The organism is Reichenbachiella versicolor (assembly GCF_003171675.1).
In the GTDB taxonomy this organism is placed as follows: Bacteria; Bacteroidota; Bacteroidia; order Cytophagales; family Cyclobacteriaceae; genus Reichenbachiella; species Reichenbachiella versicolor.
Genome location: NZ_QFZQ01000009.1, coordinates 117,279 through 133,296 on the forward strand (window position 1 = coordinate 117,279; position 16,018 = coordinate 133,296).

The 16,018-nt window shown below is 39.7% G+C and carries 7 protein-coding genes and 2 pseudogenes; 2 read left to right on the forward strand and 7 right to left on the reverse strand.

Annotation, left to right across the window (positions count from 1 at the left end):
• Position 1: 1 nt before the first annotated feature.
• From DKG80_RS17465 to DKG80_RS17480, 3 genes are all read right to left on the reverse strand, one after another.
• Positions 2 to 7,765: a cadherin domain-containing protein gene (locus tag DKG80_RS17465; RefSeq protein ID WP_109832666.1), complete on the reverse strand. Its 7,764-nt coding sequence runs from the start codon at positions 7,763 to 7,765 to the stop codon at positions 2 to 4.
• A 283-nt stretch (positions 7,766 to 8,048) separates the two neighbouring features.
• Complete coding sequence (locus tag DKG80_RS21320) at positions 8,049 to 8,252, reverse strand: hypothetical protein (protein WP_109832668.1); 204 nt, start codon at positions 8,250 to 8,252, stop codon at positions 8,049 to 8,051.
• Positions 8,230 to 9,882 carry a 7TM diverse intracellular signaling domain-containing protein gene (locus tag DKG80_RS17480; protein ID WP_109832669.1) on the reverse strand — a complete coding sequence of 551 codons (1,653 nt, stop codon included), beginning with the start codon at positions 9,880 to 9,882 and terminating at the stop codon, positions 8,230 to 8,232. The genes DKG80_RS21320 and DKG80_RS17480 overlap by 23 nt, the downstream gene beginning before the upstream one ends.
• Before the next feature lie 282 nt (positions 9,883 to 10,164).
• Between DKG80_RS17480 and DKG80_RS17485 the strand changes: the two genes are divergently transcribed.
• The gene (locus tag DKG80_RS17485) at positions 10,165 to 10,512 is read left to right on the forward strand and encodes a hypothetical protein (RefSeq protein ID WP_109832670.1); all 348 of its coding nucleotides are present in this window, start codon (positions 10,165 to 10,167) and stop codon (positions 10,510 to 10,512) included.
• Between the two features lie 363 nt (positions 10,513 to 10,875).
• On the opposite strand, the pseudogene DKG80_RS17490 reads toward DKG80_RS17485, so the two are convergent.
• The 3 genes and pseudogenes from DKG80_RS17490 to DKG80_RS17495 all read right to left on the reverse strand — a co-directional run.
• A pseudogene (locus tag DKG80_RS17490) lies at positions 10,876 to 12,023 on the reverse strand (IS3 family transposase).
• Between the two features lie 30 nt (positions 12,024 to 12,053).
• Positions 12,054 to 12,179 (reverse strand): hypothetical protein, encoded by a 126-nt coding sequence (locus tag DKG80_RS21405; protein WP_262509900.1) that lies wholly within the window; start codon positions 12,177 to 12,179, stop codon positions 12,054 to 12,056.
• A gap of 49 nt (positions 12,180 to 12,228) precedes the next feature.
• Positions 12,229 to 12,522, reverse strand: a pseudogene (locus tag DKG80_RS17495) (ISAon1 family transposase N-terminal region protein); the annotation flags it as partial.
• 478 nt (positions 12,523 to 13,000) lie between these two features.
• Here DKG80_RS17495 and DKG80_RS17500 point away from each other — a divergent pair.
• On the forward strand, positions 13,001 to 14,299 hold the full coding sequence (locus DKG80_RS17500; RefSeq protein WP_109832672.1) for a hypothetical protein: 1,299 nt from the start codon (positions 13,001 to 13,003) through the stop codon (positions 14,297 to 14,299).
• 260 nt (positions 14,300 to 14,559) lie between these two features.
• On the opposite strand, the gene rlmD is transcribed toward DKG80_RS17500, so the two are convergent.
• The gene (gene rlmD / locus DKG80_RS17505) at positions 14,560 to 16,017 is read right to left on the reverse strand and encodes a 23S rRNA (uracil(1939)-C(5))-methyltransferase RlmD (RefSeq protein WP_109832673.1); all 1,458 of its coding nucleotides are present in this window, start codon (positions 16,015 to 16,017) and stop codon (positions 14,560 to 14,562) included.
• Position 16,018 lies beyond the last annotated feature (1 nt).

The window sequence follows — 16,018 nt, forward strand, 5'->3', positions numbered from 1 at the left end:
TTTAACGTTTTAAGAATAAAAATCCCGAACCTATTTTCTTTTTATTGCTACGTACAATGTAGAAATAATTCCCTTGAATTAAATCCCGATTGCTACTTTGATTGGATCTACCTCTGAACACTAGCTCTTGATTGTTGTAGTCTTTGATGCTAAACACTTTGTTTCCATTTCGGTTAAAAATTTCCACAAGTGTATTGTCGTATAAGAGTATGTTTTTGATTTTGAGAAAGTCATGTTTCCCATCTCCATTGGGAGTAACTACATTTTTAACTTCAATCTTGGGTAGGTCTCGTACTTCACCTGTTATCTCAAAAGTGATTACACCAATAGAGGTATTCATACTTACGGTACTATTAAAAAAGCCAGTTTGACTAGCTAATAGCTCCACAGTGAATTCAGCGTATTCATCAACCTGAATATTCGGAGGAATGTTTAATAGCGCAAAATTGGTACTATCGGATAAGGTGACTTGATAAATTTCAATAGAAACATCTCCAGTATTCCTCATCTCAAAAATTGTTTCTATCTCAATATTAATGGTAGTGCTACCTACATCGACAACTTCAGAGTTTACAGGTGTAATAAGTACGTTGTCTATATCGTCACTGATCTTAGTTATTTCAATATCTCCATCATCGTCTACATCTAAAACCTCAACAACTACATTAAGATCAGTAGATACAATACCATCAGATGCACTTACAATAATTTGATAAACATTGTCTAGATCGCCGTCTGTAGGGGCTTCAAAATCGGGTGATTGAACAAAACTCAATTCTCCGGTCTTTGAAATAGTGAAAAAATTAGCGTCAGCTCCAAGAACAGTATATGTAACGTCGTCATTTCCACCTCCATCACCATCATTGGCGTCAAAATTGAAGATTGGAGTCAGGTTGTTTTCAAGATAATTTTCAGAAGGCGTAGACGACGTGAATATGGGTAAATCGTTAATAGGGTTGACATTGACAATTAGGTTAAAAGGCTCACTGTTCCTATCATTGACAAGAATAGGAACGGTCAATTGTCCATTGAAGTCGGTATCTGGCGTTATAGTGTTTCCTAGGACAGAATAATTGGGTCCTTCTTCTACTACTAAGGTGAAACTTAAAGGAAATAATCCATCAGGATCGTTTACTAAAACGTCTGCTAATGTAATGTTTAAAGGAACTTCCTCGTTTGTGGCAAGATTCCTTTGTCCTGTAATAGTGAAGACTTCGTCATTGATATTGTTCACAGTAACCGTCCAATTATGAGAAGCGGTATTGTTGTCTGCATCTCTAGCTGTGATAGTTACTTCATAGACATTGTTAGTGTTGGCATCAACTGGATTTTCAAAGTCTCTAGCTACCATGCTGACGACTCCTGTTGTACTGTTGATAGTAAAGTCCGCTGCATCTGTTCCGCCGAGAGAGTAAGTCACTGTTCCAATCGGCGTACCAGTTATACTAGGAGTCACTGAAGTGTAAGTATTATTTTCATTGACGTTCGTATTTGCAATGGGATCAATTGTGAAAGTTGCTGATTCCGTGAGGTCGTTAACAGTTACCGTCCAGGCTTCTGAGTCATCATTTCCATCACTGTCTGTAGCTGTGATAGTTACTTCATAAACATTGTTAGTGTTTGCATCAACTGGATTCTCAAAGTCTCTAGCGACCATACTGACAACTCCAGTGGCGCTATTAATGGTAAAGTCCGCTGCGTCTGTTCCGCCAAGAGAGTAAGTCACTGTTCCAATCGGTGTTCCAGTTATACTAGGCGTCACTGAAGTGTAAGTATTGTTTTCATTGACGTTCGTATTGGCAATGGCATCGATGGTGAAAGTAGCCGATTCCGTAAGGTCGTTAACAGTTACCGTCCAGGCTTCTGAGTCATCATTTCCATCACTGTCGGTAGCAGTAATCGTTAATTCATAAACATTGTTAGTGTTGGCGTCTACCGGATTTTCAAAGTCTTTAGCTACCATGCTGACTACTCCAGTGGCGCTATTGATAGTAAAGTCCGCTGCATCAGTCCCACCAAGAGAGTAAGTCACTGTTCCAATCGGTGTTCCAGTTATACTAGGCGTCACAGAAGTGTAAGTATTGTTTTCATTGACGTTCGTATTGGCAATGGCATCGATGGTGAAAGTAGCCGATTCCGTAAGGTCGTTAACAGTTACCATCCACGCTTCCGTGTCATCATTCCCGTCACTATCAGTAGCAGTAATCGTAAGCTCGTAGATATTGTCGGTATCATCATCGGCAGGATTTTCAAAGTCTCTAGCTACCATGCTGACTACTCCAGTGGCGCTATTGATAGTAAAGTCCGCTGCATCTGTTCCGCCAAGCGTGTAAGTCACTGTTCCGATCGGTGATCCAGTGATGTTAGGAGTTACAGAAGTGTAAGCATTGTTTTCATTGACGATAGCATTAGCAATTGCATCGATAGTGAAAGTTGCTGATTCTGTGAGGTCGTTAACAGTGACTATCCAAGCTTCTGTGTCATCGTTTCCGTCACTGTCAGTAGCCGTAATGGTTAATTCGTAGACATTGTCCGTATCATTATCAGCTGGATTTTCAAAGTCTCTAGCTACCATGCTGACTACTCCCGTGGCGCTATTGATAGTAAAGTCCGCTGCATCAGTCCCTCCAAGCGTGTAAGTCACTGTTCCGATTGGTAATCCAGTGATGCTAGGAGTTACAGAAGTGTAAGCATTGTTTTCATCGACGCTGGCATTAGCAATGGCATCTATGGTGAAAGTTGCCGATTCCGTAAGGTCGTTAACAGTTACCTTCCAAGCTTCCGTGTCATCATTCCCGTCACTATCAGTAGCAGTAATTGTTAATTCATAGACATTGTTAGTGTTGGCATCAACTGGATTTTCAAAGTCTCTAGCTACCATGCTGACTACTCCCGTTGTACTGTTGATAGTAAAGTCCGCTGCATCTGTTCCGCCGATAGAGTAAGTCACTGTTCCTATCGGTGCCCCTGTGATGCTAGGCGTCACCGAAGTGTAAGCATTGTTTTCATTGACGTTCGTATTAGCAATTGCATTGATGGTAAAAGTTGCTGATTCCGTGAGGTCGTTAACAGTTACCGTCCACGCTTCCGAGTCATCATTCCCGTCACTGTCTGTAGCAGTAATCGTTACTTCATAGACATTGTTAGTGTTGGCATCAACTGGATTTTCAAAGTCTCTAGCTACCATGCTGACGACTCCTGTTGTACTGTTGATAGTAAAGTCAGTCGCATCAGTCCCACTGAGAGAGTAGGAGACAGTTCCGATCGGCGTACCAGTTATACTAGGCGTCACTGAAGTGTAAGTATTATTTTCATCGACGCTAGCATTAGAAATTGCATCAATAGTGAAAGTTGCTGATTCCGTAAGGTCGTTAACAGTTACCGTCCAAGCTTCCACATCATCATTTCCATCACTATCAGTAGCTGTAATTGTAAGCTCATAGACATTGTTAGTGTTGGCGTCTACCGGATTTTCAAAGTCTCTAGCTACCATGCTGACTACTCCCGTTGTACTGTTGATAGTAAAGTCCGCTGCATCAGTCCCACCGAGAGAGTAGGAGACAGTTCCTATCGGTGTACCAGTTATATTAGGCGTCACTGAAGTGTAAGTATTATTTTCATTGACGTTCGTATTTGCAATGGCATCTATGGTGAAAGTAGCCGATTCCGTAAGGTCATTAACAGTTACCGTCCACGCTTCCGAGTCATCATTCCCGTCACTGTCTGTAGCAGTAATCGTTACTTCATAGACATTGTTAGTGTTGGCGTCTACCGGATTTTCAAAGTCTCTAGCAACCATGCTGACGACTCCCGTTGTACTGTTGATAGTAAAGTCAGTCGCATCAGTTCCACCAAGTGTGTAAGTCACTGTTCCGATTGGTGTTCCTGTGATGTTAGGAGTTATCGAAGTGTAAGCATTGTTTTCATTGACGTTCGTATTTGCAATGGCATCGATAGTGAAAGTAGCCGATTCCGTAAGGTCATTAACAGTTACCGTCCAGGCTTCTGAGTCATCATTTCCGTCACTATCAGTAGCAGTAATCGTAAGCTCGTAGATATTGTCGGTATCATCGTCTGCTGGATTTTCAAAGTTTCTAGCTACCATGCTGACGACTCCAGTGGCACTGTTGATGGTAAAGTCCGCTGCGTCTGTCCCACTAAGCGTGTAAGTCACTATTCCCATAGGGGTGTCGCCGGATAAGCTCGGTGTTACCGAAGTATAGGTTGTGTTTTCATTAACATTCGCGTTCGAAATCGCATCGATAGTGAAGTTGGCAATCTGACGGACAAATATATCTTCTGAAAACTCTGACGTATTGCCGCTTGCATCCGTAGCAGTCGCGACTATGTGATCTCCCCTTACTACAGATCCTAAAGCAAGCGTACTTGAGAAAGTATTTTGAGCACTAGCAGCAGGATAAGTTATAGTGGTTAAATACTCTTGTCCTTGGCGAGATCCATCTGATTTGTATAAATCAACTAACAAATCGTAATCACTATTACCTGTAGCAGCGTCTACCAAAAAGTCAAACTCTAAATTTGCTCCATTGATTACAGCGCTTGAGATAGCAGGGAAGTTTTGTAAATCATTGTTTCCCATGTCTACATCGTTGATGTCATTGGTATCCGCACCTGATGCTCCTAAATCAATACCTATTGTATTCCCTGAAATACTATTTCCCCTTATGCTATTTCCAATAGAAGTTGTTCCAGTATTTAGGGAAATTCCTGTGGTATTGTTTACGATCACATTCGATTCCGCTACATTAATGCCTCCTAAAGTGGAATTACTACCTATTATTTGAATACCTGTGGTATTAGGCGATGAACCACCTACTGCGTTTTCACCAATTTTGACACCTCTCACGGTACTGCCATTGCCATTTAGTGCAATTCCTGCATTGGCAAAACCATGGATAATCAATCCATAAATTTCACTAGCAGCTGTAATGTTCAAACCATTTACTGAACCTGCACTTGATCCATCCAATTGGATATTCAACACCGCATCATTTCCTGCTGATAAAGTGTTTCTTGTAGCGCCTATTTGAGAATACCCGTCTATGATTACTTCTTGTGAAATAGTTGGCAGGGCAGATGTAGGCGCGATTGTTTGTACCCCAGCACCAGAAATACTAAAATCAATATAGTCTTTGTCTGTATCAGAATTAGCTTGAATAAGTGCATATCGCAGTGATCCTGGATTGGTGTCGTCTAATGTATTCCTGACCCGAGAGACCCAAAGAGGTGACCCAATAAATGTTCCGTTATTGCCATTTACGATATCTTCAACAGTGGTTTGAACGCCGATAGTCTGGTCATCATCAAAATTCCAATAAGCCACCAAGTCAGATTCGTTAGGATTGGTGCTTGCCATGTCCGACTGGATTTGGACTGGTGTATGAGATGTATTGAAAATCTTAAATTCATCTAGCTGACCGTCGAAAAAATTAGGGGCTCCTATTTGTAAACTGCCTGTAGTACCGGCATTTCCAACGGCTGTATTTGAAGTGATCACAGATGCCACTTCTACTCCATCAAAATAAATTTTGGCAGTTGCATTCCTTTGATATGTACAAGCAATGTGCGTCCATTCGTTCAACGGGATTTGGTCTACAGTTGTGAAATTGACGCCAACTGTTGCGGGAAACAAAAAGAACTGAACCGTTCTATTTGCATTTACACGAACACGTTTATCATCGATACTACCACCCGATCTCCTGAATAACAATCCTCCATTAGCATCTGGGTTGGTAACTTTTACCCACATCGAATAGGTAACTTCATTGTTTACATCAAAATCAGTACTTGCAGGAATAGTAATTGCGTCGTCTACTCCATCGAAGTATATGTTTGTAGCACCAGGAGGCTGGGTAGGTAACGGCTCCCCAGTATCATTGGTCACAGTGACGGTTATCGTTTGAGAGACAGTAGCTCCTCCGACTGCATCCGTAGCGGTTACTTGCAATAGGTAATCATTATCAAAATCGCTGTCTGTCGGATTTTCAAAATCTGGTTCATTATTGAAGGTTAGCAAGCCATTTGCAGCATTAATACCAAACAAGGAGGCATCTGCCCCGCCAGTGATGGAGTACGTTACATTAGCATCTGCTGCCCCTCCATCGCCATCATTAGCCTGTACATTGAGAACTGTTCCCGTACCATTTTCTGTAAAATTTGCCGAGTTGGCACTAGTAATGATAGGGGCCTCATTGACATCCGTGACTGTGACTGTGATCAACTGTTCCGTTGTTAATCCCGATTTATCAGTGGCAGTGACCCGCACCCTGTACGTATTGTCGCTTCCTACGTCCTGTGGGTTTTCAAAATCTCGAGCAGTACTGAACCTCAGTCTCCCATTGCCCGAATTGATGGAGAAAAATGATTGATCTTGCCCTCCTGTGATGGAATAGTTTACATTAGAATCGTTACTCCCTCCATCACCATTATTCGCTTGTATGTCAAGTACGTCACTTGTACTGTTTTCGGGCCCGCTGGCTGTGTTTCCACTCGTAAATATGGGAGGCCCGATGAAATCGAGACTTAACCCAGTATTGAAATTGGTGGAGTTACTAATGGAGGAGGTATTCAAATTTGTAAATGCGCCATTACTGAATGTAACCCGTAGATCTGAAACACTATGAACATCATCATTTAATGTAGCATTTCCAGTCAAAGTAATGATAGCAGTAGTTCTATTGTTGGAAAATGCTACATCGATACCTAAACCAGCGGGAAGATTGTCTATTGATAAATTGCTTTCTACGGTCGATGTATTACCAACAAATCTATCTCCTACCAAATTAATGATTAATTCACCCTGTATACTTCCGTCATTAGCTGATGACTCTTGAAAAACTTCATTAGTCAAATTATATTGATAGATGCGAGAAGGGCTATTATCAGATCCGACCATATAAAGCCTAGTACCATTCCCACTTACGGCTACTCCTCTTGGCCCACTGTCTTGACTTCCGACATCGATACTACCCAAATTATTGAACCCTCCTCCAGTTGTTGATAATCTAAACCTTGTTCCAACACCTACAGCGCGTAACCTATCTTTCGTTCTTTCGGTGAAGAAAAATTTAGAACCATCTGAATTGAATGTTACACTTTCAAGGGTATTGATGTCTGAATCGATAGTCAATACATCTATATATCTGCCGGGGTCACTTGCTGTAGTTAAGTCATAAGCTGTGCCTAAATTATATTGGCGAATTTCCTCATTCGAGTTTGCAATAAATATTTTTCTTCCGTCATTGGAGATCGCTACACCTCTTGTGTCAGCAGATGGAAGCGTCAGATGATCCATATTATTTGCACTGGAAAAAGAGGCGGAGGAAATTTCAAATGGAGTAGAAAGCGTATAGGTTATCGCTTTATTACTTCTACCCAAATACATATAAGTGCCATCTTTCGAAAAACTTATACCGTGTGGTTCGCCTCCTTGAGGGCTGGTGTCGAGTGATGAACCTGAATAGGAAGCTGATGTAATGTCATGCGGGATACTCAAGTTGTATTGAAAAACTCTATCTGGACTTATATTAGCAACAAATACGCGGGTCCCATCAGGACTTATCTGTACGCAACGTGGGTCTGTTGCTTGACCAGAGATATTGAAGTTGCTACCGCCATTGCGAGTAGATATATCTGAATTGGTAGAATAGGTGAGGGATCCTGGTTGGCCATTCGCAAAACGTACTATGCCAATTAAAAAAATAATCAGAAAGAGACGTTCAACAAGTTTGGACTTATGTAGCATGTGGTTTCTAGCAGAAAAAATCAAATGCCAATATTATCTAAAGCTTGTAATTAAGGGGAGTAGGGTAGAGTCGACAAAAGGTCGACAAGAATCAATAAACTGGATATCTAGTCAATAAACGATTTTAATGCTTCTCGCAGCTCGGCGGCAACGAAAACGGGCGTCATTTTTCCTGCCGCTGACTGAGGGACGAAAAACGACCGTCGTTTTTGCTGCGGACGGATGAGGCTCAGAAAACGACCGTCGTTTTTCTTGCGGACGAGTGAGGCTCTAAAATCAGCCGTCATTTTTCTTGCGGACGGCTGAGGGACGAAAAATGACCGTCGTTTTCCTTGCCGCTGCGTGAGGCTACAAAAACAACAGCTGTTTTCGTTGCTGCCGAACGGCGTGGGCAGTTCATGTTTTTGAATTGCCTAAAAATTTCAAAAAAGAAGGTGATTTGATTTTGTGAACTTATTTCTACCTTAATATCTAAGAAAGAAATCATTCACTTTTACGGAAGGGTCAAGCCCTATCTTCTTTCGTATTCGATAGCGCGTATTTTTAAGACTATCTACTTGTACATTCAATAAACTGGCTATTTCCTTAGAGCTTAACCCCATCTTGACATACGCAACAAACCTTAAGTCACTTTGAGTGAGTTTCGGATATTCATTATTGATCCTTTCAAAAAAGGAAGGGTGTATCTGCTCAAAAAGTAATTTGAAGTCTTCCCAATTAGATCCTGAGTTCTCGGAGTATTGATTAGTAATTAGTTGATCAAGCTTTTTTCTAACTTTTACATCTTCCACTTCATCCTTAATGGTAGTCAGCTCATCTATTCTCTTAGTCACTTCCATATTGGAGGATAGCAGTTTTCTATCCCTCTTCTCTATTTCTTGCTCGACTTTATCTATGGTGCCTTTTGCATTACGCAGTTGATACTCTGTCAATCTATTCGTAGCGAGTAGTTGTTTGTTTTCAAGGATTACTCTTTTGAAGTTGTACGCAACACCGATGGTTAGGAAAAAAACTTCAACATACCATGCGAATCGCAATACAATGAATTTAGAAAAAAACACTGGTGTAACTCCATATAAGGCTAGTATGTGGATGATTCCAATCAGAGAGAAAAGCACAATACCTACAGTATAAAAACCTGCTTGTTTTAGGTTTGCTCGCATAGCAAAGACACCTACCGTAATCAAAAGTGTCGTGTGTAAAAAACTTGAAAAAGGCACCTTGGGTAGGTTCGCAAGATCTATTCCTAAAAAAACAGCCAAAATGAGAAATACGTGTAGTAGTGCATCTGCATAGAGCAGAGAGGTTAAGACTTTACTAAAAGTGCGTACTCGTAAAAAATAAATGGTGAAGAGTGATATGAATGCGATAAGCCCATACAAACTCATCCTCATCATGAACGGATTCCAATCAGGATTGCAGGCCCATAAGTAGAGAAACCCTAAACCACTTCTACTCAAAATAAATAGAATCACGAATGCTAAGTGGAAGAAGTAGAGCAAGTATATTTTCTTTTTGAAAAGAACAAAAAGTACAATGGAGATGAGGCAAACAATAAATAACAAACCTATACCAACCCCAAGCTCTAATGTTTGAATCAAGTTTTTCTTTTGGTACTCTTCCTCAGTCTGAAAGCTCAGAGGCGAAATACTCCGATTACCATTCGTAGTGATGTATAGATAATACACTTGAAGGGTCGAATCTTGGCTAGTAATAGGGAATACATGATTTCTATATTGCTCCTGTCGATCTTCAAAAGGAATGCTAATGCCTGATTGAAAATGTTCTTGAACAGTTCTGTTTTTTACAGAATAAAAATCGATGTGTTTTAAAGCAGGCTCACCTACTTCTAGAAGATACTTAGACGTGCCGTTCTCTAAGGTTTTTAGTTTAATTCTTATCCAACAATCGCTTTTGACTTCTGTTAAAGTAATTTTTTTATCAGTAGAGCTTTCAGGTCTATCAATTATTTCTTGAATAGAAAGTTCATTGCTCGTATCTAAATACGCTATCTCAAAGAAGCTAAAATGGCTATCAGTAAATTGAGACTGTGCTAGCAGATTAAAAGTTGATACAATCAACAGTATAGCAAGAGGAAGTTTTACATTAGCAGGCACTTACAAAGGATTTCTTGAAGTTATTTAGGGGACTAAATTAAAACGATTCGCAATAAAATGGCCTTAAAAAGCTTTTTATTGGATTTCAGCCGCTTCACTACTCATTTCGACTTCACCTCTAATAAAACCACTCATACAATAACCTCCGCTTCCCACACATCAAGTGGGTACATTCATACATCTATTTGGTTTCCAAAAAACACAGAATCTAATATTAAAGTGCAAAAGGCGGAAACCGAAAAGCCTTACGAGTAGGTGATATTTTTTTCAAAAGCTAATATTATGAATAATACAGAGAAACTGGAAGTGCTAAGGGACAGGGCGAGCCTTGAAGCAATTTACGACGCAAATGCTCAACCGGGCACTCATGTCTTCTTTTACAAGGGAAAACGACGAAAATGGTCTGATACTTATGCTGAGGTGCAAGTAATTTATGCGGACAGACAGGTGAAAGTAACTGATCACAGTAATAGGCCAGGACTGGGTGTTTTTACCATTGGTAGCCGTCCTAATTGGTATTACAGCCTTTCTTTGTTTCCTGATCCTAAAGTGCTTGAAGCAAAAATCTACGAACTGCTCCAGTTTAGCCTAATTGGAGAATCGGTTTATGAAGAACAAATGACTGTCTGATAGGCTATCTAAAAACGGGTCGAAACGGATCTTTCGACCCGTAAAATGACTAAATTCTTAATTTCATCAGAAATTCGTCGTTTAGCCTCTTATTTACTTTCTTACCTCCAATAAAGCCACGCACTTTACATGTAATGTTTGAAGTTTATAATTACCGTTGTTGCTTGTACAAAGAATTTTAGATTGAAACCAATTTTTTAATATAGAATCGTCTCAGTTTTTTCTCAGATAAGTTGAGAAAATGTTGGGAAATCCTTCCCTTCTTTTGAAAAACAAGCAAAAAAGATGAGAAATTTCCTACTCATCAACACTAATTCCTTTGAGTTTTCTAAAGTGAATTTTAGATATAAGTGTAAGAATCCCCTAAACTTCACCGTTAGTAAACATAGTTTGTTCTAATAAATGTTGATCAATTTCTAAGCTTGGTGCTTGCTGTTTAGCGAACCGAACTGGTGGTTTGTTTCCCAATGATTGATGAGGTCTTATATTGTTATAAGTCCATACCCATTTCTGCGTTTCATCTCTGACTTCATTGAGATCTGTGAATAAATGGGCTGATAAGACTTCTTTTCTGTAGTTGCCATTGAACCGTTCTATCAAGCTGTTTTGAGTGGGTTTGCCTGGCTGTATGAAACAGAGTTTTGATACGATGCTTTCTAGCTCAAGTCTCGAATGTAGCTGAAGTGAATTCTGGTCCATTATCAATACGAATGACTTTTAGTTTACCTCTCCATTCAATCAACCTAGTCAGTTCTCGCACCACTCAATGAGCACTGATTGACGTATCAATGGTGATCATCAAAGCTTCTCTGTTGTGGTCGTCAATGACATTGAATGTTCTGAACTGTATGCCGTTGATCAATGAGTCATGCAGAAAATCCATACTCCAAGTGATGTTTGTTTTGACTGGTATGATGTGTGGTGCTTTCACTCTGGCAGGAAGCCTCCTTTTTTGCCTTCTCCGCAAGTTCAGACCCATCATCAGGTAAACTCTTCGTACTCGTTTGTGATTCCATCTATAGCCATCTGCTCGAAGCATGTGATACATTTTGCGAAAACCATAGGTGGGATATCGTTCGGCTAATTGTTCCAAATTACTGATGATTTGAGCATCCTCAGTTTTTGTCTTAAAACGATAATCAAGTACACCGATGTGCTTAGTTTGATTGCAGAGCAGGCCTGCCTGATACTCAGCCCCTCTGCTTTGACCAAGTATCCAACAGCTTCTCGTTTAATAGCAGGCCTTAGAGCTTTTTTTCTATCAGGTTTTTGAGTGCATTATCCTCTAAGGCCAGATCCGCATACATTCGCTTGATCTGATTCAATTCAGACTCAAGTTCTTTCATTTTCTTCAGCTGATTAGCTTGCATGCCTATGTACTTACTCTTCCAGCTATAATAAGTCGGCAGACTCACTCCATGAGTACGACAAATTTCAGCAACTGTCCTACCTGATTCTTGTTCTGATAAGATTTTGATGATCTGTGGTTCGGTAAATCTGCTCTTTTTCATTTCCCTAAATTTAAGCGTTTATCTTTAGTTTTAATCGCTCCAATTTTTAGGGATCCATGTAGTCTCATCTATGGTCAGATAGAGTCCTACATTATCTGGAAAAACAACGTGTTCTTCTGCGTACTCTAGTTGATCCCAAGTAGTAAAATCACTCAAATGAACAGCATACTATTCCTCTAACAGTTTGCCGTTCACATGAAAGTACTTACCCAAGCTTTTGCAACTTACTGGACTGGTATCGATGCACTGCTTTTAAAAAAGACGCGAATTCTTTAGTCATTCGCGTTCCTTTGGCTATTAATTGCCAGTCTCTACTCATTACTTTACCTGTGTATTCATTGAGCCAGCGCCTACGCTTGACCTTCAGAAAACTAGCCTTTCCTCGAATGGGGAAATCCTTGACTGTTATCGGTTCGTGGAAACCATGTAATCGTAATTGATCCTCAGAAAACTCCTTGGCAGGCAATTCTTTCTCAACTAAACTGATCCAATAATCTTCTTTCTTGTTTCTCTGCTGATTCTACTTCAAAGTAGTCCAGCATGCCCTCAGGTAATAGCAATTCTCATACTACCAAACCCAATTCTATTGTGTAAAAAAATAAAATTAGATTATTCACAGGCTAAACACCGGTTTTCTGTTTGATCTCTAAAACAGAAAAGCGTTACTATCTATTAATAAACAAAGCATTATGTGCAATAAGGAATGATCATAGGCCCTTAGAAATTGAAGAGAAAATTTCTTTTCTAGGATAGGGATAATTTATTGCTTCGATTATTCCTATCGCATGAAAGCTCGTTATTTTATATTTTGATATAAACTTGCAAAAGAATTCCTCCTCCCAAGCTAGCGAGATGAGCTAGCTAAAACCCCAAGTATTTTTACTCAACGTGGTAATCAAAATTTGATTGAATTGATAAGTTATTTAGCGTTTATGGCCGAATAATGAACAATTCTATTTGACTAATAAAAATTAAAAATGAAAAGAAACAAGTTAAAAAAAAACAGTATTACGACTTTAATTTTAGCATTTTTTCTAGCTTCAATTTTCTCATGTTCAGAAGATGACGTTGCCGCTGAAAATCAAGAGTTAATTACAACTAAGGGCGAGGCAAATTCGACTTCTTCAGATGAAAATCAATCTGAAGTTGGTAGCATAGAATCTCTTCTACTGATTGATGCTGATACAGATGAAGTGTTATTTCCTTTGGGGGAGTCTAGTCTTATGAATTTGTCGACACTTCCGCTAAATCTTACCATTCAGGCAATTACCTCTGGAAACATTGGAAGTGTAGTTTTCGAAATAAAGACATCCGGTTACACTAAAGTAGAAAATGAAGCACCTTATGCACTTTTCGGAGATGAATCTGGAGATCTTACTGGAGGTATTATTCCCTATGCAGGAGATGGACATGCAGATAAAGCTTTATTCGTCACCCCCTATAGTGAAAAAGACGGTCAAGGAGTCGCCGGAAAAACTTTTAGAATTCCATTGAACATTTTGGATGAAGTTGGCAGCATAGACTCTCTTCTATTGATTGATACTGATACAGATGAAGTGGTATTTACTTTGGGGGGGGCTAACAAAGGAAGTGCCATTCTATCTCATTTGAGTTTGACGACACGTTCACCAAATTATACCATTCAGGCAATTACCTCTGGAAACATTGGAAGTGTAGTTTTCGAAATGAAGACATCCGGTTACACTCAAGTAGAAAATGAAGCGCCTTATGCACTTTTCGGAGAAGAATCCGGCGATCTTACTGGAGGTATTTTTCCCTTAGGACAAGAAGATTTATTCGTCACCCCCTACAGCCAAAAAAACGGTGAAGGAATCGCAGGAGTACCTTTAAGAATTTCATTGCAGGTTTTCGGTGAAGTTGGCAGCATAGAATCTCTTCTACTGATTGATGCTGATACAGATGAAGTGTTATTTCCTTTGGGGGAGTATAGTGTTAGTTTTACTCGTATGTATTTGTCGAAACTTCCACCAAATCTAAATCTTACCATTAAGGCAATTACCTCTGGAGAGGTTGGAAGTGTAGTTTTCAAAATAAAGGCAACCGGTTACACTCAAGTAGAAAATGAAGCACCTTATGCACTTTTCGGAGAAGAATCCGGCGATCTTACTGGGGGTATTATTCCCTCTGCAGTAGATGGACATGCAGATGGATCTTTATTCGTCATCCCCTATAGCGGAAAAAACGGTAAAGGAATCGCAGGAGCACCTTTTAGCCTTCCATTGACCATTTTTGATTTACTGGTTCAATCCGAATAAATATTAAGGCTGTATGGACAAATAGGAACTTAACATAATAAAAGGGAAAGTCGATTCCTTTTATTATGTTAAGTTCCCTGCTGTTTGAAGAAGTAGTGTGTTGAGCATTGGTCTAACATCATTTCTATGTTGGGAAATACCAAAAAACGTTTGGGCTGGAGGTAAAATTCTAGGAAAGCATAGGGAACAAAAAAAATCAAGAACATTGTTTTGCTACAATCCCTCAACTTTCATGAGAAATTTCTCATTTGGTTTCCTATCTACTGCCTCAACTCCAACAAAACCACGCATTCCACATGAGAAGTATGAGGGAATTGATCTACTAAGCTAATCTTCTTGAGTTCATAACCAGCTTGCTGAAGTTGTTCTACGTCCCTAGCCTGTGTAGCAGGGTTACATGACACATAGACCATTCGTTCAGCATTTAGTGCAATAACTTTCTTGAGCGTTTTTGGAGCTATACCAGCTCGTGCAGGATCAAGAATAACTGTTCCTATCTTTTCCTTGTATTCAGGGTACTTGGTCAAGAACTTTCCTACATCACTCGCGAAGAATTTCACACCTTCGATACCATTTCGTTTTGCGTTTTCTTTAGCGTCTTCGATGGCAGACTCTACGATGTCTACGCCTATAATTTGAGCATTGTCACTTTTCGAAGCTAGAATTTGCCCTATAGTGCCAGTACCACAGAATAAATCAAGAACGATGCTATTGTCTATAGTGTCTTTCCTCTCAAAGGCATAATCTACAGCCTTGTTATACAGCTTTTCGGCAGACTTTGGATTCGTTTGAAAGAAGCTCTTCATGCTAATCTCAAAGTTGAGTCCGAGCAACTCTTCAATGATTTTATCCTCACCATATATTACCTCTACTTTGCCAGTAGTGGCAATAGTTCTGTCTCCAGTTTCATCATTGGTAGTATGCAGAAGGCCAGCTACTCTATCTCCAAAAAGTTCAACCAAATAGTCGGCAAACTTATTAAGATCAAAATCTGAAAGTCCGTCAGAGGTAGTAACCAGATTGAATAATAATCTATCCGTTTTGAATGATTTACGAACTACAAAGTACCTAAAGAAGCCAAATCTCTTAGGAGCATGCCACGGAGCTAATCCAGTGTCTTGACAGTATTTTTTGATCAGTTTTAGATTGTCTTCTACTTGTTTGTCAAACAATCCAGAATCACAGTTCAAATCTTCGGCACACCACCAAGTACCTCGTTTCTTAAAACCTAAAGTGAATTCATCAACATCAGTTTTGAGTTTCTTATCGTAGCCAATAGCAGAGAAACCATACTCCATCTTGTTACGATAATGAAACGACTCAGGAGAAGTCACGAATTCATCGAATTTAGAAGCTATGTCAGCCACTTTGCCTATTCGTTGAAAGAGATCAAGAGTACTTTGTTTCTTGTACTGATGTTGTTTTTCTATAGGTAGTCTGAGGTAAGGAGCGCCAGGGATTTCCTGATATGGCATGTCTATTTCATCAGGAGACTGCTCTAGTACCTCCATTAGTTTACATTCAGCGTAGCTTTTACTAGATTTTTTGACTTGAGCTTTGACTAATTGTCCGGGTAAAGTATTGGCTACGAAAACAACAAATTCACCTTCTTCATTTCTAATCCTACCGATTCCTTTTCCTCCAAAAGCATAGTCTTCGATTCGGATTTCAATTACCTCTCCTCTCTTTACAAATTTGTTTCGTTCTCTTCTTGGCATT

Bases quoted from the DNA above. Each gene is read 5' to 3' on its own strand.
- DKG80_RS17465 (WP_109832666.1), bottom strand. From the start codon at position 7,765: ATGCTACATAAGTCCAAACTTGTTGAACGTCTCTTTCTGATTATTTTT.
- DKG80_RS21320 (WP_109832668.1), bottom strand. From the start codon at position 8,252: ATGATTTCTTTCTTAGATATTAAGGTAGAAATAAGTTCACAAAATCAA.
- DKG80_RS17485 (WP_109832670.1), top strand. From the start codon at position 10,165: ATGAATAATACAGAGAAACTGGAAGTGCTAAGGGACAGGGCGAGCCTT.
- DKG80_RS17500 (WP_109832672.1), top strand. From the start codon at position 13,001: ATGAAAAGAAACAAGTTAAAAAAAAACAGTATTACGACTTTAATTTTA.
- rlmD (WP_109832673.1), bottom strand. From the start codon at position 16,017: ATGCCAAGAAGAGAACGAAACAAATTTGTAAAGAGAGGAGAGGTAATT.